We start from the raw sequence: 26,493 nt of genomic DNA on the forward strand, positions 1-26,493 counted from the left end.
ATTGGTATGTATCGATTTTTTAACTATATGCAATTTATATGCCAATAAATAATAATAGAGATATTGGTTTTAATTATGATTTTTATGAGAGTATTTTGAGATTTAACGGAAATTCTACGGAATTCAGGAAATCATTACGGATGCATCTCTTCGTATCTTCGTTTAAAAACCCATTTACCCCATTATTTGTTTACATTAAACCATTTTAACCCGTTTTCGGTTATCCGTGCACCGTTTCTGCCTTTTTTTACATCGATAAACCTTTTCGCGGCCATATCCTGCAGCAAATCACGCACTTCTTTTTCTCCGACGATATAACCTGCATCTCTGATTTGCTGCAATAAAAACCGCCTGCCGCAGCTTTTTCCTTCTTTTGCACGACGCTTTATTTGTTCGAGTAAAAAAAGCTGTGCGTATTTTACCGAGCCGTCGGAAGGAAAAAAGCGGACGCTCTCGGTTTCAAAATGCGGAGCTGAAGATACGGACGAAAAAGCAGGGTGCGGTACGGAAACTTCCGAACGTCCTTGTGCTTCAAAGCAGCGTTCAAGTGTTTCCGTTTTTTTCCGCTTTATCTGCAAATCCGCCGGCAAATCATCCGGTACGATTTCGGCTTTATTCAAGCAGGCAAGATATTCAACGCAGTTTTTCAACTGCCGGATATTGCCGTCCCATTCTTGATCGAGCAGTATCCGCTCCGTTTCGTTTGCGAGCGTAAAATCGGAATGGAGACGTTTTTTAAAATTATCGATCAATTCCAAAACATCCGTTCCCCGCTCGCGCAAAGGCGGCAATTCCAAACTCAATACGTTCAGCCGGTAATACAAATCTTTTCTGAATCTTCCGAGCCGTACCGATTCGCCGAGATTTTCATTCGTTGCGGCAATAATGCGCACATCGACGTTGATAACGCTGTTGCCGCCGATCCTCAGCACTTCTTTTTCCTGGATAACGCGCAAAAGCTTCAGCTGCAGCGCTTTGCTCATGCCTTCGATCTCATCGAGAAAAAGCGTACCGCGGTGTGCGAATTCGAAAAATCCCATTTTGCCGCCTTTTTTCGCACCCGTAAAAGCGCCTTCTTCATAGCCAAACAATTCGCTTTCCATAAGGCTGTCGGGAATGGCAGCACAGTTGATCGCGACGAACGGATATCCGTGCCGTTCGGATGCCGCATGAATTGCATGTGCGAAAAGCTCTTTGCCGGTACCGCTTTCTCCGGTTAAAAGAACGGGAGCGGTACGGCATGCCATTTTCGCGGCAACTTCCTTTGCACGACGCACGGCGGCACTGCTTCCGATTATAGAATCGAATGTATATTTTGCCGCATGTCCTTTATTCATAAGCTGACGGCGCAGTTTATGCTGGCGGTACTCTTCGTCACTGAAACGCTGAATCGCCGCCATGGCTCCGACAAACGAATTGCCTTTGACGATCGGCGTAATATTGAGTGTCATATCGACATTGCGTATTTTGAGCATGTGTTCTTTTACAGCTTTTTGTGAAACCAAAAAATCACCGAACGGAATAAACGGAAGCACGCCGTCGGATTTTTTGCCGACAACCGCCTTTTTCGATACGGCGAGTATTTCCTCCGCTTTTTTATTTAAATAAAATACCGTTCCTTCCGCATCGATGCAGATAATGCCGATATCGAGCATATTTTGAAGATTGTCGAAAAGTCCTTCCATCCGTATGGAACGATAAAACATACGGTTGAAATTATAATTATCATCGACGATATCTTTAAGATATTTTTTGATTTTTTCTTCTTCGAGAAGTTCTTCGCAGTCGGATTTAAGCAGGAGTTCGACAACAGTGTCACCGCTTAAAAGACGCGGCCCGATATCCAAAACATCGGTCACTTCTTTCGGGACATAACGGCTTTCGCCGGGCGTCACGGCAAAGGTAATGTCCGGTCTATACGTTTCGTTCGGACTGCACGGATAACATTCGATATTGTCGATGCCGAAGCGATTGAACAGAGCCATCGTTTCGATCGCCATTTTATGGCTGAGATTGACGACAAGCGCTTTTGTTCCCTGCGGAATTTTTAATAATTGTTTTAAACTTTCTTTTCGTATCGTTACTTGGATAATGGTCACTTCGCTGTTTGAAGGCAGCTGTTTTTGTAAATTGTTGAGATCCGTACACGCGCAGGTCGAAATCAAATACAGGTCGGCGGGACGAATATCGTTGAAATATTCTCGTGTACTGTATGAAAAGACACTTGCTTTGGCGCCCATAAAATATCGTACTTGCTCCGCATACACATCTGCAGAGACTTTGTCATATGCAATAACCGCGATTGTTTTCATAAGAACAACCTTTTTACTCGAATACTGTATTTTTATTATGGATACCCAATGCAGTGTATTGTTTAAAACATACCGTTTTGTTTTTTAAGTATAACCTATGTATATCAGGTCGTCAAATAAGATCTCGAAAAATATACAAAAAAAGCCGTCATTTTCACGACGACTTTTTTAATTTTTATTTTATCTTTAAAACGCACACGATACGCGCAATGCTATTACCGATTGCAATCCACGTTCCCTCCCGAAAACGTGAATTACATAACGAACGGGCGATCTACTTGCTCAAAAGATTGTTCATGCGCCTTACGAAATCGGCAGGATCTTTCAGCTCTTCACCGCCCACGAGCAGCGCCTGGTCGAGCAGCACGAAAGAAATATCGGCGATGCGTTCTTTGTCGTCGGTGTCTTTGAGTTTTTGCACAATCGGGTGATCGCCGTTCACTTCGAGGATAGGCTTTACGTCGACGCCGGATTGCCCCATCGCTTTCATCATGCGTTCCATTTGGAAGGACGGATCATTTTCGTCGACGACGATACACGAAGGACTGTCCGAAAGGCGCTTGCTGAGTTTTACTTCTTTGACTTTGTCGCCGAGCGCTTCTTTAATTTTTTCGACGATCGGTTTAAATTCTTTTTCTTTTTTTTCGGCTTCGGCTTTATCGACGCCGAGTTCGTCGTCGCTGCCGGCTCTGTTTACCGATTTCAATTCAAAGTCTTTGTATTTTCCGAGCGCGGGGATAACGATATCCGCGATGTCGCTTGCGATTATTAAAACTTCAAAACCCTTTTTCGTATACGCTTCGAGGAGCGGGCTCGAACGCAGATTTTTTTCGTCCGTGCCGGTGATATAGTAAATCGATTTTTGACCGCTTTTCATGCGCTGCACGTAGTCTGCAAAACTCGTCCATTCGTCGCCGTTATTTTCGAGCGCCGCATTTTGACCGGAAGCACCCGCGTCTTTTTTTGCGGCATCCGCATCTTTCCCTGCAGCATTTGTACCGCTTGCACCGTCTTTTACATCCGGCTTGTACGTCGTTTTAAATCGTACGATTTCCGCAATTTCCGCGCGGTTTGCAAAATCCGAGTACAGGCCTTCCATCATCGGACGGTTAAACTGTGCAACAAACGTATTCCATTTTTCGATCGCCTTTTTTTCGGCGTCGGTCGGCTTTTCGCTTTTTCGCGCTTTATCGGCTTCGTCTCCGAGTTTTTTAAATTCGCCGAGCAGCTTTTTTACCGACTGCGCTTTGATCGTTTCGAGGATGCGGTTTTGCTGCAGGATTTCGCGGCTCACATTGAGCGGCAAATCTTCGCTGTCGATGATGCCGCGCACGAAACGGAGGTATGCCGGAAGCAGTTCGCGGTCGTCATCGGTGATAAACACGCGCTTGACGTAGAGCTTTATGCCGCTTTTGTAGTCGGCTTGATACATATCAAAGGGTGCGGTTTTCGGAACGTAAAAGAGCGTCGTATATTCCTGCGTACCTTCGGCGTGCGTATGGACGTACATGAGCGGGTCGTCGCCGTCGTGACTCATCGTTTTGTAGAATTCGTTGTAGTCCGATTCTTTCAAATCGCTCTTCGATCGTTTCCACAGGGCGCTTGCGCTGTTTACCTGATCGACTTTATTTTCGCTCGACGTAACGTTACCCTTGTCGTCGTATTTGTTTTGCGTATAGTGAAGATAGATCGGAAACGCGATATAATCGCTGTATTTTTTAATAAGCTCTTCGATCTTCCAGCGGCTCGCGTACTCTTTGCTGTCGTCGTTTAAATGCATGACGACGGCGGAACCGCAGCTTTCGCTTTTATCGAAACCGTATTTTTTCGCTTCTTCGCTGTCGCATGCGACTTCTTCGATATCGTACGAGTTCGTGCCGTCGCTCGACCAGTGCCAAATTTTTCCGGACGGATCGGCCGCTTTGCGTGTGTATACGTCGATTTTTTTTGCCGCCATAAATGCCGCATAAAAGCCGACGCCGAACTGCCCGATGAGCGCCGAATCTTTCGACGCCGCTTCGTTCAATTTTTCAAAAAACGCTTTCGTGCCGCTGCGCGCGATCGTGCCGAGATTATCGGTTAAATCTTTATCGGTCATGCCGATGCCGGAATCCTGTACGGTGAGCACGCTTTCTTTGCCCTCGTCCCCGCCTTCGAACGAAATGTCGATGCGCGGCGCAAAATGCACGTCTTTGAATGCGTCGTCGGATACGGTGAGGTATTTGAGTTTGTCGAGTGCATCCGATGCGTTCGAAACGATTTCCCTGAGGAAAATATCCTTATTCGAATACATCGAATGGATGATGAGTTTTAAAAGCTGATTTACTTCGGTTTGAAATTGATACGTTGCCATACAAGCCTCTTTTTAGAAATTGAAAAATAGTGCGGAAAATTCGCAGATTACTTCTAATGTACTGATAAACGGCGGCTTTCGGCAAGCGAGAAAACATTCCTTAAAATGCAGCATTGCAGGAAGTATCAACTTCCGAAAAAGTTTTTTCTGTGCGCATGAGCGCACCCGTACTATAGTCGAGTTTGCGACGCAAACTCGAGATAAGAACGCTGCGATTTCGAGCAATGCACAGAAATCGCGAGTGTCTCCCATAAAAGAAAAACGCTTCGGCGTTTTTCGGCTCCGGACTTTAGCGGAGGCACTATTTCAGCCGATGCTTTTTATCGTACCTCCCGCGATTTCCGCTGTAAATATTCTTTTAGGATTCCCTTTTCTATACAAATTTTTACCGCATTGGTAAAGCCGCTCTCTTAGGGAGAGAGGACACCTCGTTCAGAGCAAGGTTTCCTCTCTCTCCCTAAAACCCTCTCTCTTCTTCCCGCACTGCTTAGGGCTCCGCCCTAAGAACCCGGTCTTCTTTAATTAAGGTTACGGCATTACGGCACGGACACCGTAAAAGCCGCAAGTACACGATGTTTTAGGCTGTAAGCCTAAAACTCGAAGTCAAGGAATGTACACGGAAGTATATTCCTTGACTGGGCATATTTTCGTTTATTGTCGATTGGTGCTCTGCAAGCACAATAATCTTATTGTCTACAAGGCAGAAAACATCATTATTAATTAATAAGCCGATTTTCGAAAATATCAGTTAATAATTATTATATCGCTCCGTGCCGGAAAATTTTCCGCGCGTCAATACAATTTTTCGCCGAGCAGGCGGGCGGCAAGAGAAACGGCAAGCACTGCGGTTTGATTTCTCACGTCGAGGATCGGATTCACTTCCACGATGTCGGCCGATTTTACGATACCGGTATCGCTCATCTCTTCCATGAGCAAAAGCGCTTCGCGGTTCGTCATGCCGGCGGGAAGCGGAATGCCGGTGCCGGGCGCGAACATGGGATCGAGCACGTCCATGTCGAAAGACACGTGCACGACGTCCGCGTGCGTTTTAAAAAAGAGTACGACTTGTTTGACGACGGACGGAAAGCCCTGCCGTTCGATGTCGCTCATCGTAAAAACCGTGACGCCGGATTTGCGCATCAGCTCTTTTTCGCCCGGATCCAAATCGCGGATGCCGACGAAGCACACGTTGCGCGGATCGACTTTGCGTCCGTCAAAATATAAATTCGTCAATTCCGGAAGACCGAGTCCGCACGAAGCGGCAAGGCATTCGCCGTGGATGTTGCCGGAAAGCGTCGTCTCGGGCGTGTTGAAATCTCCGTGCGCGTCGACGTAAAGTACGCCGAGTCTTTGCCCCTTGCGTTTTGCGGACGCGGCGGCTCCGGCAAGCGTGCCGAGCACGATCGAGTGATCGCCGCCGAGCGTAAGCGGAAATTCTCCCGCGGCAAAAGACTCATCCGCTTCTTTTGCAAGCTGCGTGCAGGCGGCCGCTATCGGTTTTAAATATTTCGCTTTCGGGTTTCCGACCTCTTCGTACTCCTGAGGATGTATGTGCATCGGCGAATTGTATTTGACCAAAGTGTGACCGAGCGATTCGAGTTTTGCGCGTAAACCCGCGAGCCGTATTGCGGACGGCCCCATATCGCTGCCGTGGCGAGAAGCTCCGAAATCGAGCGGCATTTCAATGATGTGAATATTCATAAAAGCAGTATAATGCGAAGAGGCGCTTTAGGACAATACGCACGCAGGGCGCCGAAGAGTGCGATCGGCGCATCACGGAAAGTCCTGAGCAAAAAAACCGAAACCGCGCCGATACACGAACCGTACCGGCTGTCGATTTCGGGTTGTTAATTTTTGTACGCCGGCAGGCACGCGAACGGACGGAACTCCCGCCCGTTCGCACCTTTGCCGAACGATATTTTCAAAAACTCGCCGTTAAACGAAACGCGCCGTTTCAGCGTTTCGTTTAACCGTCCTTAAAATTGCACATGAGTAAATCTTCAGATTTAGGAAATGTGCAATTGGTGCGCACGCCCCGCAACGAGCGCGTAAGCGCGAAGTTTCGAGCGGCGCACATGTTAATATGCGATGTTTGCCTTTCGGCAAACTCGCCGTTAAACGAAACGCGCCGTTTCAGCGTTTCGTTTAACCCTCCGTTTATTTTTTAATATAATCGCAGGCCTCGTCTCCGGCAATTTTGCCGAACACTTCGATATCCGCGACCGCGTTGCCGCCCAAACGGTTCGCACCGTGAACGCCGCCGGTCACTTCTCCCGCCGCAAAGAGACCGGGAATCGCATTTCCCTTTGTGTCGAGCACTTCCGTCTTCGTATCGATTTTGATGCCGCCCATCGTGTGGTGCACGGCAGGCCCGACTTCGATCGCGTAGTACGGTCCCTTCGTCAGATCGCGCTCCAAGCCGTTCGGATTGCGGTTGAAGTCGGCATCTTTTTTATTGTGCACATAGCCGGCGTATGTTTTCAGCGTCTTTTCAAACTCTGCCGCAGGTATGCCGAGCTTTTGCGCAAGCTCCGCGGGCGTCGCGGCTTCGGTCAGTAAACCTTTTTTTGCATAGCCTTCGATCGCTTTCAGAGAATCACGTACGTCCTGATCGAAAACGAGAAAAGCCGTTTTGTTCGGCTCTTTTAAAATCGCGGCGGATACGACGTCGCGCGTTTCCATTTCGTTGATAAAGCGCTTGCCCGTGCGGCTTACGAGAATCGCGCCGTTGCCTCGCACCGCTTCCGTGATCATAATGCCCTTGCCGGGGACGACCGTCGGATGCGTTTGAATCTGATCCATCTGCGTAAGCGCACCGTCGAACTTTTTAATCCATTCGAACGCGTCGCCCGTTGCGCCCGGATGATTCGTCGTACCGAATCCCGCAAGCTTCGGATTATATTTTACGACCATGTCGGAATTCGCACCGAAACCGCCGGTCGCGATAATGATCGCTTTCGCACTGACTTTATAGTCGCCGTTCGGAGACGAGACGGTAACTCCTGCGGGCTTTCCGTTTTCCGCAAAGATATCGGTCACTTTATTGTTAAGGCGGATATCCGCGCCCTGTTTTTGCGCCGCAGCGTATAAAAGCGGAACGAGGTGAGAGCCGATCGCGGCACCTCCCTGCGGACGGTGGATGCGTTTGTTCGTCGCACCGCCGAAAAGACCGACGTCGCTCAGATCCGCACCGACGATGTCCGACTGCAGCCACTCCACGATCGCTGCGGAATTATCCACGAGCGTGTGAACGAGCGCGGGATCGTTGAGATTTTTTCCGCCCTTCATCGTATCTTCGAAAAATTGTTCTTTCGAATCTTTAATGCCGAGCTTCTCCTGCTCTTTCGTATACGCGGCGTTCAAACCGCCGGTCGCGCTGTTCGTATTGCCGCCGACGATACCCATCTTTTCAAGGACGATAACTTTCGCGCCGCGATGCGCCGCCTCCGTTGCAGCGGTAAGTCCCGCGCCGCCCGCACCGATAACGACGATATCGCACGACGTATCCGTCGCTTTTTCCGCCGCGGCCGTTTCGCCTTTCGACGCTTTGAGTGCAGCTTGAAGCGCAGCCATCGTCGCATTCGACGTGATCGTCGCACCCGACATGATATCGAGTCCTTCGACCGACTGCTTTGCGACCGCCTGATCGATGACGAACTGTTCCGCAGGCTGTGCGAAACCGGTTTCAGATTCTTTCGTCACCTTTGCGCCGGTAATTTTTCCGCCTTTTACGGAAAGTGTCAGCTCGATCGGACCGTTGCGGCCTTCACCCATTCCGGGCCATTCACCGTCAACGAATTTTCCCTTCGCTCTCCCTCTGCTGCTGATTACGATCGCTGCGGCAGCCGCAATGACAAAAACGCCGATCGCAATGCCGATAGTCTTTTTTGAGTTCATAGAAGCTCCCTTTGCGCATGTGCGCATAATTATTAAAAAGCGGACGAGACGATGCGCATCTCGCAGCCGCTCCTGCGTACGTGTTACTATACCGCTTTTCGATTAAAATATAACAAATTTTTATGCAGGGTGCAATATTACACGATACGGGTGCAGGATGAAAAAAACGGGACCACCGTACGACAGTGTATTACAGCAACTCCGCATCGCAGGCGACGAGCGGCAAGAAATGTGCTATTATATTAAAAGCGCCGGTTAATTCGAAACGCAAAACGATCGGCACGCATTGAAATCCCTTATGTACGGAGGATGCAATTATGGCGGATGATTTTACTTTTGAAATTACGAAAAACATCGGCGTCGTCTCCGAAGGAAAAGGCGGATGGAAGATGGAGCTCAACCTCGTATCATGGGGAGGCCGCCCCGAAAAATACGACGTCAGAAGCTGGTCGCCCGACCATCAAAAAATGGGCAAGGGTTTGACGCTTACGAAAGAAGAACTCACGTCTCTCGGAAAACTCATCGCATCTCTTCCGGCGGAGTGATTCCGCACCGGCGGCTTTGCAGTACGGCCGCCCCGCGCAATCGGCTCTTTCGTTATGCTCCGAACAGAAGCGTTACGAGCTCTTTTACGTCGCGCGCCTGAGAGACGCCCTTGCTTTTTTCCGGCGCGATAACCGTCGAAAAGCCCATATTCTGCGCCGTCTTTGCGCGCTGCGTCAATCGCGGCACGGGACGAATTTCTCCGGCAAGACTCAGCTCGCCGATCACCGCCGTTTCGGCTGCGAGTGCGATGTCGGTACGTGCGGAATACAGCGCCGCCGCAAGCGCCGCATCGATCGCGCCTTCCGTCAAGCGCATACCGCCTGCCACATTGATGTATAAATCCTGATCGGAAAAACGCAGGCCCGTCCGTTTTTCGAGGACTGCCGCCACGCGCGCCACGCGCGCCGAATCGATTTTATCGCTATAGACGCGGGAAAGAGACGCCTTTGCCGGCACGACGAGCGCCTGTATTTCAACGATAAACACGCGGCTGCCTTCGAACACGGCGGTACATGCAACGCCCGCGGGCTGCTTGCCGTCGCGCCTCGTGATAAAGAGCACCGACGGATCGGCGACTTCGGTCAAGCCTTTTTCCGTCATTTCGAAGATGCCGATTTCATCGACCGAGCCGAACCTGTTTTTCGCCGCGCGCAAAAAGCGGTATTCGTCGTTGCTGCGTTCGAATGAAACCACCGTGTCGACCATGTGCTCGAGCGATTTCGGGCCGGCGATCAACCCTTCTTTCGTCACGTGCGCGGCCATTATTAAAACGGCGTCGCGCTCTTTGACCCAGCTTATCAATTCGTTCGCGCAGTATTTCAATTGATTGACCGTTCCCGGAATCAAACCGGCCTGCACCGAATATGTCGTTTGAATCGAATCGACGATCACGAGTACGGGGTTTTGCGCATCGAGCGCGGCGAGCATATCTTCGAGACGCATCGTACACAAAAGCTCGATGCCGGCGGCAGCAAGGCCGAGCCTCTCGCTCCGCTCTTTTATCTGCGCGGCGGATTCTTCGCCCGACACGTAGAGTACGCGCATCGCATTGCCGTTCGCTTTCGCCGCGAGAGAAGCCGTCTGCAAAAGCAGCGTCGATTTTCCGATGCCCGGCTCTCCGCCGATAAGAACCGCCGAACACATTGCAGCTCCGCCGCCGAGCACGCGGTCGAATTCCGCGATGCCGGTTGCAAGGCGCATACCGGCCTTTGCTTCCACATGCGAAAGCGGTACAGGCTTTGCGCGCTCGGAAACGCCGGAACGGGAGGGACTTACGGCGTTCGCGTCGAGTATGCATTCTTCGAGCGTGTTCCATTCTCCGCACTGCGGACAGCGGCCGAGCCAGCGCGGCTGCGAATAACCGCAGGATGAGCACTTGTACACGATCGTACCGGATTTTTTTGCCATCGCAATTCCTCATAAATCAATAAGTCGAATATCGATTTAATTAATTTTCATGCGCTTCGTCAGTACGAGGCGATGTCCCGTCCGAACGCGGCGATTCCCGCTAAAACAGTTTTCGGCATTCGAGGTAAAAGCGCTTTTCGTCGGCTTCGCCCATCGAAAAACTTTTTCGCGGGAGCGGCCCGTTTTTTTCGATCGTCGCAAAAAAGCTTGCTTTGTCGATCGGAGGAAGGAGGATGCCCGTCGTACCCTCTTCGGCGCCGAGCTGCATCGTTTCCGCATCTCCGTGAATATAATCGATCGTTATGTCGATTCCGGCTTTCGCTTTTTCAGCTATATAATCGTCGACGACCGGTTGAAAAGCGGAAACCGCGAGCGAAGAAATATTCGTTTTTAAAAGCGTGTACGACGTTTTTCCGCCGGACGTGCTTGCAAAGCCGAACGATGCCCTCGATTTTTTTACCGCATTTTCGAGTTCTTCGGACGACCGACACTGCACAACCTCTCCGCCGAATTGAGAAGTCAAGCGCAAAATCAATTCCGCCGCGTCCGCTCCGAAAAGCACGCGGTGAATCGGTTCGAACGTGAGACCCGCATCGTATATGTTGACAATTTCGACGAGCGCATAACGTACGCGGCTTGTCTTGCGCTCTTCTTCGCCGAGCCTTTGTTTGTATTCGTCCCACACGGCTTTTGCGGTTGCAAGCGAATGATTTCCGTCACCGACTGCAAACATAAACACGCTGCCGTCGCTTTCGGTATTCGCCTCCGCGATTTTTTCAAGAGATGAGAGAATTGCACCTTCCGAAGATTCCGGTACAAGCCAACCTTTTATGCTTCCGCCCTTCATCATGAGATTTCCCGAATAAAGAGGAGCGGCTCCGGACGCTTTGACGACTTTTCCCGTACCTCCGACAAGGGAATCCGACGCATCGTTTACGAGGAGCATGATGTGCGGTACTTCGAGCGGGGCGCCGCTCCTGATCGCTTTGCGAGGCGGAATGCGGGAAGGAATCGTCGCTTCGGTTGCACGGATGAGCGCTTTGGAAAAAGGCTTCCACTCGTAGTCGTCCAAATCGATTGCGGCGATAAGACCGCGCCGCATACGGCCGAACGCCGTCGTGCGCTCGACATAGACGAAGCCGTGTTTTTCTTCAAAGAGACCGTCATCGATATAGCGCTTCATCGCCGCCTGTATGCCGGTGATACGCGATTCTTTATCGCCGTCGCCGAGATAGACTTCCGGCAAAATGAGGTTCAACGCGCTCGGTTTTCCGCTCGCCGCTTTTTCCGCCTCTTTCCAATAATTTCTGTCCTGCGTATATTGATCGCACGCGATGCACGACCAGCTTGTCGTGTCGATATTTTTCGGCAGCAAAATGTCGGGTACTGAAAGGGCGAAATCCGAAAATGTGTTCATATGGAAAGTATACCGCCAAGTATTTTTTTGTGCTATACTTACGCTATGCCCGATTTTTCTTACGGACAAGTGCAGCAGACTTCGCAAGTGCAGCGGCAAGTGCTGTCGCAAAAACAGATTCAATCGCTGAAACTGCTCGCGATGAGCGGCGAAGATTTGAACGCCGAAATCCGAAAAGCGGTAAACGAAAATCCCGCACTCGAAATCGTGCGCGATACTGCAGCTGCGGCAAGCGCTGACGCGTCGCGCGCGTCCCTTCCGTACGACAATACGCGCACTTCTTATGCGTCTCAGGCAGGCAACGAAGCGGCGCAAAAATTTCAAGATGCATACGAAAACGCCGCCGATACGCGCGAAACGCTGCAGGCGCACCTTTTGTTTCAGCTGAACGTAATGAAACTTTCCCCCGATGAAAAAGCGCTCGGAAAAGCGCTCATCGAAAACCTGAACGAAAACGGCTGGCACATCCTCGCTCCCGCGTCATTGCTCGATAAATCGCGCCCCGCACAGAATACGGCTATGCTCGATAAAATGCTGCACATCATCCGGTGCATGGATCCTGAAGGCACGTGCTGCAACAATATGGAAGAAAGCCTCTACGTGCAGGCACAAATCGCAGGCGACGCTCCGCCGCTCGCACTTTTTATACTTGACGGACACATCGACGTGCTGTATTCGAACGACGCGACACCCGATATAGAGCGCATCAAACGAAAAATTATTAAATTGCAGGAAGCGTCGAAGCGCGAATCTTTCGGCGGCGAGAGGGTAATCGATTCACTTACGATAACTTCAGCCGATGTGGAAAATGCGATCGCCTTTATCTCCCGCTTAAACCCGCATCCCGCGCAGGGTTACGGCAAAGCTCCGACACACTACATTTCGCCGGACATCTCGGTGACCGAAGCCGAGGGAGAAGTGCCGAACACGTCCGATGAAAATGAAATGTTCGTGGAAAATACGCACGAAAAGTATTTCCGCATAACGCTTGCAAAAGGTGCCATTCCCTCCGTTCGGATCGTTCCGGGTTTCAACGCGCAGCGTCATAAAGAGCTAAAAAAAAATCTTAAAGCCGCAGAACAATTTTTGGACAACCTCGCATACCGCAAATCGCTCCTTCTGCAGTCATGCGAGATCATCGTCAAAACACAGATCGGTTTTTTTTCATCGCACGGGAAAGGCTACCTTGAAGAGCTCACACAGAGCGAAACGGCGCGCATACTCGGCGTCAACGAATCGACGGTGTCGCGTATGGCGAACGAAAAATTCATGCAGACGCCGTGGAGACAGCTTTTTCCGCTGAAATATTTTTTTACGAATTCGCAGGACAAAGTAAAATTCGCATTGCGTCAGCTTATCGAAAATCGCGCAAGCGGTAAAAAACCGCTGTCTGACAGAGAGCTCGTCGAAAAACTCGCCGCCCAGGGACTACACGTCGCGCGCCGCACCGTCGCAAAATACCGCACGCAGCTTGCGATCGGCTCGTCGTATACACGCGGAAAAATGCCGAAGCCGTAAAATTGCACAGCGAGTAAATCTTCGGATTTAGGAGCTGTGCAATTAGTGCGCGAGCCTCGCAAAAAGAATTTCAGCATAGGATTCGATGTCTTATAAAAAATCATAATCCCTTGTAATACTTTTCAATAAGCTTAGCCATCAGTTTTCGGCGTTCAATAAGGTATTCATCATAATCTTTAACAGTCATATTTACAATTTCTTTCGGAATACAGTTTTCCTCTAAATTCTTATACAGCTCTTCTTCCGAATTTATATTTCCTATTTCAATATTTCCGGATTTACACTGACTTAAAACTTTTCCGAAATAAACATTAGGCGCATTTTCCCCCACGGCTTTATTGACCTGTGTATCAAGATAGGTAAAATTTGCTACCTGATCAAGCTCTATGACACCAATCTGACGATTACCGATCCCCTTGAGATTTGTAATGATTTCTGCAAGGTCGTCCATATCGGCAGACGGATTATCTTTTACATAATCGGACAAAAACTTCATTTGTTTAAAATCGGATTTGAAAATTTCAGCAATATCGGGTATCCAACGTTTATCTTTTAAATGTGAGGCATCTTGAACTGCAAATCGCTTTGTTTCATCTTCGGGAAACGGATTGAATGCGATTCTAATCCTGTCCTTGTTAAAATCGGAATCAAGAACTTCTTTGCCGGCAATGGAGGCCATAAGTGCGGTAATACGCTGCTGTCCGTCAATGAGAACTTTTTTCCCGTTTGCTTTAGTTCCCTCTTTAGTCTGAACATCGGGATTTTTCCAAACAATGATATATCCTGTCGGATAACCGTTATAAAGTGAATCTATTAAATCTCTAACTTGAGTCTTTTTCCAAACAAAGGGACGTTGGATTTCCGGAATAACAAAATCATTCGCTTCGATAAGTCCAAGAATCGCACCGATTGAATATTGCTGAAGGGTAAATTTTTCCGATGTCATTAAAGCGTCTCCTGTTATGTTGTTTTTCCCGCAAAAATATATCTCTTATGGAATAGCAACATCTGTGCTCCGTTTTTTTCTTTAAAATTATCAAATTGTTTATTTGGCCATTTCTTGGGAATATCTTGCAGAAAATTCATTTACAAACCGTTTTATTATAATGCACCAATGGCGAATTGTAAAATACTTTTAAAATCTACATCAAAATAGCCCTTAGCAATTTTTTCCGCGTCTTTTCGATTGGTTGTTCCGGTACTTTTTTGATAGGTTCGCCCTCCGCCGGGAAGAACGAATTGAACGCAGCTGTTTCCGCCGATGCGCTTAGTGGAAAATGAATAAGGCTTAGCCATGAAAAACCTCGCATAGACCTTTTCAACGGGTGCATAAAACCGTTGCATAAAATCTGTATGTTTTTCACGCCAAGCCTTACTTTTTTAGGGTTGGTAGTGTCGTAAATCTTTGTAACACAAAGATTTACAGTTTAGCGGGGGCAGGACTTGAACCTGCGGCCTCCGGGTTATGAGCCCGACGAGCTGCCAACTGCTCTACCCCGCGTCGTATGTTCGATTATAGTATTGCTTATCGGGTAAATAGTCAAGAGCACGGCAATTCCGAGCAGTGCGCAGGAATTGCCGTGCGTCTCCTATAAAAGAAAAACGATTTAGCGTTTTTCGACTCCGGACTTATTAGAGCAATTCCGAGCAGTGTCCGTTCGCGTTACATCCTTGTATCGCTCACTACCGCATTTTGCTGCGCAAAATGCGCAAATGTTATGCGAAAGTGCGACACGGCATCCCTGCCGTGCATCATGCGAAGTTCCCCGCGCAACTTGCAACGAGCACGAAGCGCGAAGTCCCCCGCGTGAAGTGCAATACGCACGCAAACGCAAAACGTTCCGCGTAACGCGCTTCATTCGTCGCGTCAATCGACGTTTTGCTCAATTCGCCGAATTTTCAGCCGGTTCGTGCCGCTTTCCCTTTCGTATTTTTCTTTCGGCAATTTTTTTCTATCGGAGGTTCCGTTTTTACCGCTTTTCCTTTTCGTATCTTTTTTTTGAGCTTTCCTTCTTTTCCTGTTTTATCGATTTTCCCGCAGCCTTCTTTTCCTTCGGTATCTTTCCGGTACCGGCTGCACCCTTCGACGCTTTTTGTGATTTTTCCCCTTCGATTTTATCTTTGGTTGTTCTTTTTGTCTCCGATTTTTCCGATATTTTTTCCGCCGGATTTTTCGGCGGCTGTTTTACATCCGCCTTTTGCCCTTCATCCGCTTGGATCCTATAGCTGATCCTGCACTGAACGGCCAAAAGCAAAATCGCCGCGACGGAAAACCGTTTGAAGTCGTCGTAGAGTGCGAAAAAATCGTACAGACCGTGCAGCAACGGCGCAAACAAAACCGCTGCGATATCGATCCGCATACGCTTTACCGACCGAATAAACAGACCTCCCAATCCCGCGCATAAAGCGTGTACCGCATCGCTCGTGAACATACGTTCAAACATTTGAACATAGATGAGATGCGCGCCGATCGTATTGGCCTGCTGTAAGTGCTGCAAAAAATAAATCGCCGATTCAAAGCAGCCCAAACTCATGCCGCAGATGCACGCGCACAAAAAAAACTTTCCGAGCGACAGCCGCTTTGACGGCAAAAAAAGTATAAAGATAATTTTAATAAATTCTTCTATAAAGCCGTTAAATAAAATCGCGCGCAAAAGCTGCGTGATCCAATGATCCGAATGCAAAAACGGAATATCCGCTGCGTAAAATTGCAAAATTGAAATCGGCGCTACGGCAAGCAATCCGAGCAGTGCCGCATACAGCATTATGATGATCCCGACGTGAGCGAAGCGACGTATCGCCGAAAACATGACAAAAAGGGGAACAAAGCAAAGGGCAAGCGCCGCATAGATATTCATACAAAAAGCATACTGTAAGTTATGGACTTTTGCAATTACAAGCAATATACTGACGGCATGACAACAGTTCCTGATCCGGCATATATCCTCTTCGGCATAAAGCATTCGGGAAAAACGACGCAAGGCCGTCTCCTTTCAAAAAAGATCTCTTTTCCCTTTGTGGATATCGATGAAATCATTACAAAGCAGACGGGCTTTACGCCGCGTCAAATATACTTCGATTACGGGCCGGAAAAATTTATGAGTGCGGAAGAAAAAATTTGCAGCGTGCTCGAAAAAAAATGTTTCGGTAAAAAGATCGTCATCGCGACCGGAGGCGGTATATGCGACAACGCTCCGGCGCTCATGCGTTTACGCGATTTGGGAACGTTTATTTTTCTTGAAGTGTCCGAGCAAATCGCATTCGACAGGATTTTGGAAAAAATAAAGTTCAACGACGACGGCTCGATCGCGAATCTGCCCGCATATATCGCGCGTAAAGAACCGAAAACCGAAGAAGAAGTGAGATCGATTTTTCACGACGTTTTTACCGATCGGACGGCGCGCTATCGATCCTTTGTCGATACGATCGTCCCGCTCGACGCCGTTTCCGAAGAAGAAAATTTTAAAACGTTGTGCGGCGCGCTCGGCATAGTATAGACGCTTTCTGAAAAACCCGAAGGGACTGCGAAAAAATAAAACCGTGCAGTAAAAAAATCGACTTCGAATTTAAAACCGCACGGCTTATAAAACATATAATTATTAAATTTAAAATCGCATTTACTGATTACCAATAATCGTGATGTCCGCAACCGCCACAACCGCCGCCGCAGCTTCCGCAGCTCCCGCCGCAGCCGGACAGCTCCGGCATAAGCTCTTCGTCCGTCGCCTCGCGCACATCGACGACGGTGACGTCGAACACGAGCGTTTTTCCCGCCAATTCGTGATTGCCGTCGACAGTGACGGTTTTATCGGTTATGTTTTGTATCGTCACGGTCATGGGGCCGCCTGCCGTCTGAGCTTGAAATTTCATACCGACTTCAAGCGGAGATCCGTTGTCGAACTGATCGCGCGGTACTTCTATGTGCAGCTTCGGGTCGTATTCGCCGTAGCCGTCTTTCGGCAAAACCGTTACCGTAAACGTATCGCCGGGATTTTTGCCTTCAAGTTCCGCTTCCAGCCCCGGAATCAAATTGCCGTTCCCGTGCAGGTATTCGAACGGGGCGAGCCCGGAAGACGAATCGATCAAGGTGCCGTCGGAATCTTTCAGCGTATAGTGTATTTTTACCATCCTGTTTTTTGCAATGCACATACGCAATTCCTTATTCCGTTTCTTCTTCCTGAACGACTTCCGTCACTTCGGGACAGGCGTCTTTCAGATAACGCTCGACGCCCATTTTAAGCGTCATCAGCGCCATGGGACAGCTGCCGCATGCGCCGACCAATTTTAAATGAACACGATTTTGTTCATCCAAGCAAATATATTCCATATCGCCGCCGTCTGCCTGCAGCTGCGGGCGGAACATATCGAGCGCTTCTTTTATCGAAGCTTCAAGTCTTTCGTTTGCCATACGATCTCCTAGCGGTTCCGACGGATCATCGCCGAAAGCATGAGTTTAGTAACCGATACTTTCAAACCTCGTCATTCAACCTGATACTGTAAATATACTGTAATTTTATCGATTTGTGATTTTTTTCACAACGGTTTGAATCGGCGTATCGTAGTATAAAATACCGTACATCACCGACGCGGCGATGAGCTTTCGTCCGTACTCGCGCGTTTCCGAATACGGAATCGTTTCGAGAAACAAATCGCTTGCCGCATGCCTGCCGAGTTCCAAATGCGAATTGTTCAGCCAACGGCGTACGCGCCCGATTCCCGCATTGTATGCGAAAAATGCCGTGAGCGGTGAACCGTCGAGGCGCTTCGTAAGATACGCGAGATAATACGCACCGAATTCGATATTCGTCGCAGGATCGAGCAAATCGTAATCGCTTCGTTTCAAACGCATCGCGATTTCATCCGCCGTCAAATCCATGAGCTGCGTTAAACCGCGCGCACCCGCAGCACTTATGACATTATTGCTGAAAAAACTTTCCGTGCGGATGAGCGCGTACAAAACCGCTTCATCGATGCCGAACGTTTCACACGAAGTTGAAACTTCTTTCGCATAATTGCGCGGGTATAAAAGTTTCCACGCCTCTTCACCGAGCGGCACATCGGCGGACGCCGCGGCCTTTGCAAAGATTCTGAGGCTCTGCGCATAATATTCATCCGCGCCTGATGCCCCTTTATTTAAAAAAGTCGAAAGAGCTGCGGCACACGAAACGCTTATCGCTTTGCCGTCGGACGTAAACGAAAGCCATTCGGGATAAATTTTTTCCGGCAATCCGAAAAGCGCATAGCCGAGCAGCAGCCGCTCGACCTCTTCATCCTTTGTAAAATTTTTATTAATTCCCGTACGACGAATTGCGTCTTTTGCCGCTTCATCATCGAGACCGAGTTTTACCGCCGCAAGCGTTTTATAATACGTATCGCAATTGAGAGAAAGCACGCGGCGGAATGCATTTTCGGCTTCATCGCGCGGAGCGGCGGAAGCGATCAGACCCTCCTGCACGAGCCGTCCGTATAAATACGCGAAACGCCCGATCGACACATCCGACGCATAACCGTCAATAGCCTCATACACTCTTTTAAAATCGCTCCAACGCGACTGCGAAAGAAGCAGCGGTACGATAAGTTCAAAAAAATCGTCAAAGTATGCGGGGTTGTCTATATTTGTGCGATAGGTTTTGAACACTTCCATTGCGGTATCGACCGACGTGCGGAGGCTCCCGTTCAGCAAATACCACAGCGCGTTGTCATATCGGATTCCGCTTTGCACGGTATTCATAGCACGAACAAAACAGGATTCCGCCGCTGCGTAATCGGAGTCGGCTTTATCGTAAAGCCTGCCCGCATAAAAATACGCGTTATAAACGATGTCCTTATCGTTTTTTTCTTTTGCCGCAATTTCGGTAAAAATTTTTGCGTTTTTTATATAACTCGAACTGCCGTAAAGACAGGCTTTTCCCATATCCGAAACAATCTGCGCCGTAAGCGGCAGCGTACCGTTTTTTATTACGGTTTCGCGGATTTCGGAAAACCGCTCATACGCCGAATTGTAATTCGCGTTGTATACGTCGATTCTAAAATTAATAATTTTGCTTTTTGCCGACTGTAAGCCTTCGGTTACCGTTTCCCGATATAATCGATTCATCGAAAGCGTCATGGGCCGCGACGTATACCATGTGTATGCTTCGTCTTGGAACTGCCGGTTGTTTCTTTTAAATAACGCGCCGAGCCTTATGCGTGCGATATCGTTTTTGCACGATGTCATATCAATCGATTCGGTCAATGTAAGAATTTTCGAATATTCGCCCGCATTTTCATACGCGCCGAGTGCAATCAAAATCGCATCTTCATCGCCGTATTTCGCCAAGAGTTTTTCACACGCCGAAAGCCGCTCCTGTACCGTACCGAGCTGCATGAGTTCTTCCGCACTGCGGAGCGCCGCATAATACGAACCTTTTTTTAAACATCGCAGAAAAAGCTGCCGTGCCGCTTTTTCTTCACCTTCCGCTTTTTTTCGAAGCCCGATATAGTAATTCGCATCTTCTCCGTACAGTCTGCGAAGCGAATCGAAACCGCTTTCGCCGCAGCCTGAAAAAACAGCGGCAAAGGTAAAGAGTATAAAACAGATTAATAATTTTAATAAACGAAAATTCCGCACGGCTGCTTTGCGAAACGGAGATTACTCTGCCGGAATGCGTATCGTCGTTCCCGAAATGATATAATCGGGATTTTTGATATTGTTGTACCGGGCGATCCGCGGATAGCGCCACGGATTTTTATAATACGCGTCGGCTATATCCCACAGCGTATCGCCCCATTTGATGCGGTACACGATGTCTCCGGTCGATTTCGAAGCGGCGGCAGGACGTACGGGTGCAAGCGCTTCGGCTTTCGGTGCAACGACGATTTCATCAGGCTTTGCGGGCAAAACCTGCGTCTCCTGCGGAGCTGCTGCCGTATCTTTCGGCGGCAAAACGAAAATATTATTTTGATGAGACGCCCGCGATAAGAGTACGTTGTACTTTGACGGTATCACAAACAAAATCAATATCGTCGCTATAACGCAGATTAACGCGCACAGCAGGCAGATAAGCACAGGCACTTTTGTCTTTTTTTTGATCGTTTTTTCAGGTTGGTATTTCGTAGCGGTAGTCCCCTCTTGTGTTTTTGTATCATCGGTTTCGCCGAATTCCAAATCATCGAGCGAATCGATATTCCGTGCGGCACCGTCCGTTTCGTTTGTCGGTATATCGATGCCGTCAAAAAAATCATCCGAAAAAGAATCGCTGCCGGATGCCGCACCGATATCCGAAACATCGCTTTGTGCGGGCGGCGTTTCATCAAATACAGGCAAAGCCGACGCATCGAAATGAAAGTCATCGGTGCTGTCGGATGCCGCTTGTACATCTGCAGTCGATTCCGTATCAGAAAATGCGTCTTTCGAAACGGGAATATCCTCGGATCCGAAAACGCTATTATCTTCAAAAGATTCGAATGACGTGTTGTCATCTGATTTTTGCGCCGCCAGTTCATCAAACGACGGCAGATCCACCGCATCGAAATGAAAGTCGCCGCTTCCGTCAAGCGTTTGTTCCGTCTGCGGCACCGCGTCGAAGGTCGAAATATCGATATCGCCGAACCGCACATCATCGGAGGCATCAAAGGATTTCGTATCGAAACCGTTTTTCTCCGGCGCTTCCGTCGAAGAAACCGGCGGCGTAAACATATCGCTTTCCGGCATTATATCGGCGGCATCGTTTGCCGCATCGGAAAAGGCTGAAACCGCATCGCCGGCGGAATCCTGCGTATCCGGTTTTGTCAAATCCAATTCTTCCGGCAAATCAAGATCGCTGAAATCGAGCGCATCGTCTTCAGATTTTTCATTTGACGCCGCATGCATCAATCCTCCGGCTGCAAGCGCGGCTCCCGCCGTAATCGCAGGCCCGTATCGATTATCGCTGCCGGTATGCTCGGGGGCGGTTCGTTCGCCAAGGGAGACCGTAACCGTATTGTGCTTCCCGGATTCGCCGTCGTTGATTTCCGCAAAAAGTTTATTTTCTTCGTCGAGAGCGACGGTAAACGATATGTCCGGCTCGCCGTTCGGGTGAGCGACGAGGTTATCGATCCGCAACGTCGCCGCATACTCCGCACCTTCCATGGAATTCGTTTCCGAGCGGTATAAATCGACCACGATAGCGGTTTGATTGTCACGCGCCGTCGTCAAGTCAAGCGTTTTCTTTGCAGATACGCCTTCTTCGAGCAGCGGATAAAACGAACCGTCCGCAAGTTTGATTCCGATCATCTTCATAAAACACCCTCAACTGTCACAACTATGATACACTGAAACCGAATATAACGCAATGCGTCCGTACTATCAGGTTCGGCTATTCAGAAATACTTTCGAAACTCGATATTCAATCTATTATATTGTCGGCATCATTGCCTCTTTCCTTATGCCGTGTTTCACAGTATAATCGACTACAGCTATGTATATTGGACGAAGCCGTAATAAAATTTTTTATTATTTCCGGTTTTTGCGTTGCAAAACACGGTTCGCACAGTGATGAACGCTTCGGCAAACGTCGCGGCGCGCGGCTCATAATATGTTATTCGAGGTTGCTATGGCACAACTGAAAGGTTCAAAGACAGAAGAAAATCTTAAAACTGCGTTTGCCGGAGAATCGCAAGCGCACACGAAGTATCTCTATTTTGCGAGCAAAGCGCGCAAAGACGGATACGAACAGATCGCCGCGCTGTTTGAAGAGACGGCGCACAACGAAAAAGAGCATGCGAAAATATGGTATAAGCTGCTCAACGGCGGCATCGGTACGACGGCGGAAAATTTAAAAATCGCTGCAGCCGGCGAAAACTACGAGTGGACCGATATGTACGCCGAATTTGCGAAAGTCGCAAAAGACGAAGGCTTCGATAAAATCGCGAAACTCTTTGAAGGAGTCGGTGCGATCGAAAAAACGCACGAAGAGCGTTATCGAAAATTGCTTAAAAACGTCGAAGACGGTATCGTGTTTTCGAGAGACGATGATCGGATTTGGCAATGCCGGAACTGCGGACACATCGTCGTCGGGAAAAAAGCTCCCGATGTTTGCCCGGTGTGCGCGCATCCGCAAAGCTTTTTCGAAATCCGCGCTGAAAATTATTAATTAACGGAAAGCCGGTAATCGGGGGTATATGACGGCAAAACGAAGAAAAAAAATCGACCGAAGTAAAGACAGCGAGTATCACAAATGGCTTACCATGCCGATCGTGCAGTCGCTGATTTACGGCAGGCTCGTCTTTATGATTCTGCTGCTCGTTTTGCAGCTTTTGCTGTTTGTCGGTTTTTTTCTATGGCTCGGTTCGTCCATAGAATACTTCCTTGCCGTCAGCCTCTGTGCGAGTCTCGTATTTTTTGTTTTTTTAATAAACAGAGAAAGCAAAAACGAATACAAACTCGCATGGCTGCTTCCGATCTTTATCTTTCCCCTAAGCGGAATCTGCTTTTACATTTTAGTACACTATCAAACGCTGACGAGCAAAATGCAAAAGCAGATTTCCCGCGCGGATAAAAACGCCGCACGAAAAATTATTAATTCAACATACAAAGAAGAAAAACTTCCGTATCCGGAAATACGCGATATCGTAACTTATTTGAAAAATTCCGCATTTTTTTTACCGTATTTGCACAGCGACATCACATATTATCCGAGCGGCGAAGACGCCTTTCCCGAAATGATACGAGCGATGAAGGCTGCAAAAAAATTCATCTTTATGGAATATTTTGCAATCTTCCCCGGCCTCATGTGGGGAACGATTCTCGATACTCTCATTGAAAAGCGTAATGAAGGCGTCGAAATCCGCATCATGTACGACGGCTTCGGCTGCGCGCCGCTTTCTCCGCGAAGCTATCAAAAATATCTGCGTTCGCTCGGTTTGCAGGCGGCAATCTTTACACCGGTCATACCGATATTCACCGCATATCTCAACAACCGCGATCACCGAAAAATCTGCATCGTCGACGGGAAAACGGCATTTACCGGCGGCATCAATTTGACCGATCAGTATATCAACGAAACGCATAAATACGGCTACTGGAAAGATACCGTTATCGGCGTGTCGGGGCCGGCCGTGCGCTCGTTTACCGGCATGTTTTTGGAACTCTGGGATATCGTCACCGAAACGAAAGAGGATATCAACACCTATCTCGACTTGCGTTATAAAAAATACGACGTGCCGGGAATCGTCATTCCGTACAGCGACAATGCTTACAATAATCAGGACATCGCGGAAAACGTCTATTACTATATCGTCACGCAGGCAAAAAGATACGTGCATATAACGACGCCCTACGTCATCATCGACAACCAAATGATGAACGCGCTCATCTTTGCCGCGCGGCGCGGAGTGGACGTGACGCTGATCGTTCCGCGTACGATCGATCACTTTGTCACGTTTTGTACGGGACGCATGTTTATCAATACGCTCGTCGAAAACGGCGTGCGCGTATATGAGTTTTCGCCCGGCTTCATTCACGCGAAGATGTTCATCTCCGACGATACGACGGCCGTCGTCGGTTCGATCAATCTCGATTACCGAAGCCTCTTCGACCAGTTTGAAGATGCGGCGTTTATCTACAAACTTCCGGTCGTCGCGGAGATCGAAGCCGACTTTCAAAAAGCAAAAGCGCAGAGTGCCGAAATAACGAAAGCGACATACAAAAAGACACCGATCTACCGCCGCATTATCGGACGCATATTCAGAGTGTTCGCGCCGCTTCTCTAGCGGCGCACGGTAAGAAATTAATAATTAATAAATATTACAATTTTGCGATCGTCTTGTCGCCGTACATCGATTTCCAATCTCTGTTGAACGCATCCACGGCGTCGCGGACGGAAGCGAAGTTCGCGCCGGCTTTTAAAATATCGCAGCTTGCCGTACAGCTTTCCGCTCCGTTTACGAACGCGGCGACAAGCTGTCCCGTATTTTTAAAGCTTGCTCCGAGAATTTTACAATCGCCGTTCGAAGACGCGGTCAAACCGGAAAGCTCGCGGATGACGCGGTCGGGATCACCGCCGATGTTCATAATCCGGTTGTAGTACACCGCAAGATACTGTGCCCCGCTCATCATCGCGAGCGCGCCCTGCACCGTCGAATAGATCGCCGTCGCGGTGACGTGCCGTCCCGTTGCGGAAAGCGCTTTTATCGCCGCGAGTCCGTCCTGCGTAACCGGTATTTTAACGAAAGTGTCGCTGCCGAGTTCACGAATAATCCGCTCGGCGTCGTCAAGCATTTCGTCACAGCGGCCGCTGGAAACCTGCACGTGCAGCGGACAGATGTTTTTGCATAGGCTTTTGATCTTTTTCAAATGCGCAAAAAAATCCGCAGGCCGTTCGCGTTTTAGGATCGTCGGATTCGTCGTAATGCCCGAAATCGGAAGCCAGCCGATTCCTTCCGTAATTTCGTCGATGTTTGCCGTATCGAGCATGAGTTCCATTGCATACCTCCGTAGATCACTGTACTTGAAACGCGGATTTTAGGATAGTACAAAATATAACTTTGTCTACATCGCTATCGAATATTCGGAAGAAACAAGTTCTTTGAATTCCGCAAAACAGTCTTTATATTTTTCGACGACATCCGCTCGGGGAAATGCTTTTTTTGCATCATCAAAAGCGATATATTGTTCACAAAATGTCGAAAGCGTTTTACTTTTGTCGAGTATATGCAAGGCTTGAAGGGCAGCTCCGAATGCGCCGCCTTCATCGCTTTTCATGACGTGTACCGGCATATCGAACACATCCGCGACGATCTGCCGCCACGGAGCCGAATTTCCGCCGCCGCCTGTAATAATAAATTTCTCGGGCATAGGAAAGCTTTTCAATAATTTATCGTAACCCCACCGCAATGTATAAATAACGGATTCCGCCGTCGCTCTGATAATATTTTCAGCCTTGCAATTTTGCATCGTAAGATGCTTAATATGCCCGCGCGCATGAGGAAGCGGCGGCATCCGCTCTCCGTTGAAATATTGCAACACGAAAACGTCTTCGCTGCCCGGATGCGCCTTATCGATATGCTCGTCAAATTCTTTTACAGATAGCTTAAACAAATCCTGCACGATATTTGCTGCGGATGTTGCATTGAGCGTGCATACCGTCGCAAGATAGCTGTTTAACACATCATACACTTGGATAAGATTATCGGTTCCTGTTTTAACCGTCGGAGAGAAGAGACATACCGTTCCGCTCGTTCCCAAGCTCATCGTACAATGTCCGGGAACGACTGCCGAAGTTCCGACCGCACCCATCGTGTTATCACCGCCGCCGACAGCAACGATCGTATCCATCGAAAGCCCGAGATCGCTTGCCGCACGGGCGGTGATTTTACCGAGAGGCACATCCCACGGAATAACCGGCGGTATACACCGAACAAGTTTACCTGTCGGATCGACAGCGTTCATCATCCTTTCAGAATAACATTTATGTACGACATCGTAGTAACCGGTACCGCTCGCTTCGCTGCTTTCGGTAGCGTATTTTCCGGTCAAGTAATAATTAATATAATCGTGCGGGAGTAAAACGTGCGCTGTCTGTCCCCATATATCAGGCTCTTGCTCGCATACATATCGTATCTTACTTGCCGTGAACCCGACAGGAAATGACGTACCTATTTCGGCTCGTACCGCATCGGCGGAACCGATTTCATCGATGATCTTATCATTAAACGATGCAGTCGACGTATCGTTCCATAATTTTACGTTACGGATCACGTCTCCGTTTTTATTCAGCAAAACAAGTCCGTGCTGCTGTCCCGATACGGCACAGGCGGCAATTTTTTTTCCGTCGATATTACCTTGTACAAGCGCTTTGCGAACAGCGCCCTTAAGTGCGTCTATCCACCAAAGTGCATTTTGTTCACGTACCCCGCGATCATCCGCAATGATATCGTGTTTTGCATAGCCCTTTGATAAAACCGTTCCTTTTTCGGAATCGAAGATGACGGCTTTTGTGCCTTGCGTACCGCAGTCTATTCCCAAAAAATACATACGATCTCCGCTATTGCTGTGACAGCATCTCCGAAAACACAGGCACGTT

20 protein-coding genes and 1 tRNA gene are annotated in these 26,493 nt (G+C 48.7%); 5 read left to right on the plus strand and 16 right to left on the minus strand.

The genetic code is table 11. From position 1 onward, the window contains the following. Positions 1 to 182: 182 nt before the first annotated feature. The 4 genes from HRI97_RS12590 to HRI97_RS12325 all read right to left on the minus strand — a co-directional run bounded on the left by HRI97_RS12590 (position 183) and on the right by HRI97_RS12325 (position 8,562). Positions 183 to 2,312 (minus strand): sigma 54-interacting transcriptional regulator, encoded by a 2,130-nt coding sequence (locus HRI97_RS12590; RefSeq protein WP_301338892.1) that lies wholly within the window; start codon positions 2,310 to 2,312, stop codon positions 183 to 185. 274 nt (positions 2,313 to 2,586) lie between these two features. Then, the gene (gene htpG, locus HRI97_RS12315; protein ID WP_253725795.1) at positions 2,587 to 4,665 is read right to left on the minus strand and encodes a molecular chaperone HtpG; all 2,079 of its coding nucleotides are present in this window, start codon (positions 4,663 to 4,665) and stop codon (positions 2,587 to 2,589) included. Between the two features lie 792 nt (positions 4,666 to 5,457). Next, on the minus strand, positions 5,458 to 6,366 hold the full coding sequence (gene rocF / locus HRI97_RS12320; RefSeq protein ID WP_253725796.1) for an arginase: 909 nt from the start codon (positions 6,364 to 6,366) through the stop codon (positions 5,458 to 5,460). Between the two features lie 456 nt (positions 6,367 to 6,822). Then, the gene (locus HRI97_RS12325; RefSeq protein ID WP_253725797.1) at positions 6,823 to 8,562 is read right to left on the minus strand and encodes a flavocytochrome c; all 1,740 of its coding nucleotides are present in this window, start codon (positions 8,560 to 8,562) and stop codon (positions 6,823 to 6,825) included. A 317-nt stretch (positions 8,563 to 8,879) separates the two neighbouring features. Here HRI97_RS12325 and HRI97_RS12330 point away from each other — a divergent pair, with 317 nt between their 5' ends. Next, positions 8,880 to 9,107, plus strand: a complete 228-nt coding sequence (locus tag HRI97_RS12330) for a YdbC family protein (RefSeq protein ID WP_253725798.1) — start codon at positions 8,880 to 8,882, stop codon at positions 9,105 to 9,107. A gap of 52 nt (positions 9,108 to 9,159) precedes the next feature. Here HRI97_RS12330 and radA read toward each other — a convergent pair whose 3' ends face one another. Further along, the gene (radA, locus tag HRI97_RS12335; RefSeq protein ID WP_253725800.1) at positions 9,160 to 10,515 is read right to left on the minus strand and encodes a DNA repair protein RadA; all 1,356 of its coding nucleotides are present in this window, start codon (positions 10,513 to 10,515) and stop codon (positions 9,160 to 9,162) included. Positions 10,516 to 10,615: 100 nt separating this feature from the next. Continuing rightward, on the minus strand, positions 10,616 to 11,932 hold the full coding sequence (locus HRI97_RS12340; protein ID WP_253725801.1) for a DUF1015 domain-containing protein: 1,317 nt from the start codon (positions 11,930 to 11,932) through the stop codon (positions 10,616 to 10,618). Positions 11,933 to 11,977: 45 nt separating this feature from the next. Between HRI97_RS12340 and rpoN the strand changes: the two genes are divergently transcribed. Next, complete coding sequence (gene rpoN, locus HRI97_RS12345) at positions 11,978 to 13,450, plus strand: RNA polymerase factor sigma-54 (RefSeq protein WP_253725803.1); 1,473 nt, start codon at positions 11,978 to 11,980, stop codon at positions 13,448 to 13,450. 100 nt (positions 13,451 to 13,550) lie between these two features. Here the strand turns inward: rpoN and HRI97_RS12350 are convergent, their stop codons facing one another. The 4 genes from HRI97_RS12350 to HRI97_RS12365 all read right to left on the minus strand — a co-directional run bounded on the left by HRI97_RS12350 (position 13,551) and on the right by HRI97_RS12365 (position 16,308). Next, positions 13,551 to 14,396 carry a DUF262 domain-containing protein gene (locus HRI97_RS12350; protein ID WP_253725804.1) on the minus strand — a complete coding sequence of 282 codons (846 nt, stop codon included), beginning with the start codon at positions 14,394 to 14,396 and terminating at the stop codon, positions 13,551 to 13,553. Between the two features lie 155 nt (positions 14,397 to 14,551). Beyond that, the gene (locus tag HRI97_RS12355; RefSeq protein WP_253725805.1) at positions 14,552 to 14,746 is read right to left on the minus strand and encodes a hypothetical protein; all 195 of its coding nucleotides are present in this window, start codon (positions 14,744 to 14,746) and stop codon (positions 14,552 to 14,554) included. 132 nt (positions 14,747 to 14,878) lie between these two features. Next, a tRNA-Met gene (locus HRI97_RS12360) sits at positions 14,879 to 14,951 on the minus strand. A 469-nt stretch (positions 14,952 to 15,420) separates the two neighbouring features. Continuing rightward, the gene (locus HRI97_RS12365; RefSeq protein ID WP_253725806.1) at positions 15,421 to 16,308 is read right to left on the minus strand and encodes a PrsW family glutamic-type intramembrane protease; all 888 of its coding nucleotides are present in this window, start codon (positions 16,306 to 16,308) and stop codon (positions 15,421 to 15,423) included. Positions 16,309 to 16,365: 57 nt separating this feature from the next. Here HRI97_RS12365 and HRI97_RS12370 point away from each other — a divergent pair, with 57 nt between their 5' ends. Continuing rightward, positions 16,366 to 16,947 carry a shikimate kinase gene (locus HRI97_RS12370; RefSeq protein WP_253725807.1) on the plus strand — a complete coding sequence of 194 codons (582 nt, stop codon included), beginning with the start codon at positions 16,366 to 16,368 and terminating at the stop codon, positions 16,945 to 16,947. A 127-nt stretch (positions 16,948 to 17,074) separates the two neighbouring features. Here the strand turns inward: HRI97_RS12370 and HRI97_RS12375 are convergent, their stop codons facing one another. From HRI97_RS12375 to HRI97_RS12390, 4 genes are all read right to left on the minus strand, one after another. Further along, positions 17,075 to 17,599, minus strand: coding sequence for an FKBP-type peptidyl-prolyl cis-trans isomerase (locus tag HRI97_RS12375; protein WP_253725809.1), 525 nt, complete (start codon positions 17,597 to 17,599; stop codon positions 17,075 to 17,077). A gap of 10 nt (positions 17,600 to 17,609) precedes the next feature. Then, entirely contained in the window at positions 17,610 to 17,858 is a 249-nt protein-coding gene (locus HRI97_RS12380; protein ID WP_180487196.1) for a NifU family protein, read from the minus strand. A gap of 105 nt (positions 17,859 to 17,963) precedes the next feature. Continuing rightward, a complete protein-coding gene (locus HRI97_RS12385; protein ID WP_253725810.1) occupies positions 17,964 to 20,060 on the minus strand; it encodes a flagellar assembly lytic transglycosylase in 2,097 nt (698 codons plus the stop codon). Positions 20,061 to 20,081: 21 nt separating this feature from the next. Next, positions 20,082 to 21,710, minus strand: coding sequence for a LysM peptidoglycan-binding domain-containing protein (locus HRI97_RS12390; RefSeq protein WP_253725811.1), 1,629 nt, complete (start codon positions 21,708 to 21,710; stop codon positions 20,082 to 20,084). 313 nt (positions 21,711 to 22,023) lie between these two features. On the opposite strand from HRI97_RS12390, the gene rbr reads away from it, so the two are divergent. Next, positions 22,024 to 22,563: a rubrerythrin gene (gene rbr / locus HRI97_RS12395; protein ID WP_180487199.1), complete on the plus strand. Its 540-nt coding sequence runs from the start codon at positions 22,024 to 22,026 to the stop codon at positions 22,561 to 22,563. A 28-nt stretch (positions 22,564 to 22,591) separates the two neighbouring features. Continuing rightward, the gene (gene cls, locus HRI97_RS12400) at positions 22,592 to 24,181 is read left to right on the plus strand and encodes a cardiolipin synthase (RefSeq protein ID WP_253725813.1); all 1,590 of its coding nucleotides are present in this window, start codon (positions 22,592 to 22,594) and stop codon (positions 24,179 to 24,181) included. A 34-nt stretch (positions 24,182 to 24,215) separates the two neighbouring features. Here the strand turns inward: cls and HRI97_RS12405 are convergent, their stop codons facing one another. Both HRI97_RS12405 and xylB read right to left on the minus strand, forming a co-directional pair. Then, positions 24,216 to 24,893: a fructose-6-phosphate aldolase gene (locus tag HRI97_RS12405; RefSeq protein ID WP_253725815.1), complete on the minus strand. Its 678-nt coding sequence runs from the start codon at positions 24,891 to 24,893 to the stop codon at positions 24,216 to 24,218. 66 nt (positions 24,894 to 24,959) lie between these two features. Beyond that, the gene (gene xylB / locus HRI97_RS12410; RefSeq protein ID WP_253725817.1) at positions 24,960 to 26,444 is read right to left on the minus strand and encodes a xylulokinase; all 1,485 of its coding nucleotides are present in this window, start codon (positions 26,442 to 26,444) and stop codon (positions 24,960 to 24,962) included. Positions 26,445 to 26,493: the final 49 nt, after the last annotated feature.

This window comes from Treponema socranskii subsp. buccale (assembly GCF_024181585.1).
Lineage (GTDB): Bacteria > Spirochaetota > Spirochaetia > Treponematales > Treponemataceae > Treponema_D > Treponema_D buccale.

Coding starts and splice junctions, on each gene's coding strand:
- HRI97_RS12590 (WP_301338892.1), bottom strand. CDS start 2,312: ATGAAAACAATCGCGGTTATTGCATATGACAAAGTCTCTGCAGATGTG.
- htpG (WP_253725795.1), bottom strand. CDS start 4,665: ATGGCAACGTATCAATTTCAAACCGAAGTAAATCAGCTTTTAAAACTC.
- rocF (WP_253725796.1), bottom strand. CDS start 6,366: ATGAATATTCACATCATTGAAATGCCGCTCGATTTCGGAGCTTCTCGC.
- HRI97_RS12325 (WP_253725797.1), bottom strand. CDS start 8,562: ATGAACTCAAAAAAGACTATCGGCATTGCGATCGGCGTTTTTGTCATT.
- HRI97_RS12330 (WP_253725798.1), top strand. CDS start 8,880: ATGGCGGATGATTTTACTTTTGAAATTACGAAAAACATCGGCGTCGTC.
- radA (WP_253725800.1), bottom strand. CDS start 10,515: ATGGCAAAAAAATCCGGTACGATCGTGTACAAGTGCTCATCCTGCGGT.
- HRI97_RS12340 (WP_253725801.1), bottom strand. CDS start 11,932: ATGAACACATTTTCGGATTTCGCCCTTTCAGTACCCGACATTTTGCTG.
- rpoN (WP_253725803.1), top strand. CDS start 11,978: ATGCCCGATTTTTCTTACGGACAAGTGCAGCAGACTTCGCAAGTGCAG.
- HRI97_RS12350 (WP_253725804.1), bottom strand. CDS start 14,396: ATGACATCGGAAAAATTTACCCTTCAGCAATATTCAATCGGTGCGATT.
- HRI97_RS12355 (WP_253725805.1), bottom strand. CDS start 14,746: ATGGCTAAGCCTTATTCATTTTCCACTAAGCGCATCGGCGGAAACAGC.
- HRI97_RS12365 (WP_253725806.1), bottom strand. CDS start 16,308: ATGAATATCTATGCGGCGCTTGCCCTTTGCTTTGTTCCCCTTTTTGTC.
- HRI97_RS12370 (WP_253725807.1), top strand. CDS start 16,366: ATGACAACAGTTCCTGATCCGGCATATATCCTCTTCGGCATAAAGCAT.
- HRI97_RS12375 (WP_253725809.1), bottom strand. CDS start 17,599: ATGTGCATTGCAAAAAACAGGATGGTAAAAATACACTATACGCTGAAA.
- HRI97_RS12380 (WP_180487196.1), bottom strand. CDS start 17,858: ATGGCAAACGAAAGACTTGAAGCTTCGATAAAAGAAGCGCTCGATATG.
- HRI97_RS12390 (WP_253725811.1), bottom strand. CDS start 21,710: ATGAAGATGATCGGAATCAAACTTGCGGACGGTTCGTTTTATCCGCTG.
- rbr (WP_180487199.1), top strand. CDS start 22,024: ATGGCACAACTGAAAGGTTCAAAGACAGAAGAAAATCTTAAAACTGCG.
- cls (WP_253725813.1), top strand. CDS start 22,592: ATGACGGCAAAACGAAGAAAAAAAATCGACCGAAGTAAAGACAGCGAG.
- HRI97_RS12405 (WP_253725815.1), bottom strand. CDS start 24,893: ATGGAACTCATGCTCGATACGGCAAACATCGACGAAATTACGGAAGGA.
- xylB (WP_253725817.1), bottom strand. CDS start 26,444: ATGTATTTTTTGGGAATAGACTGCGGTACGCAAGGCACAAAAGCCGTC.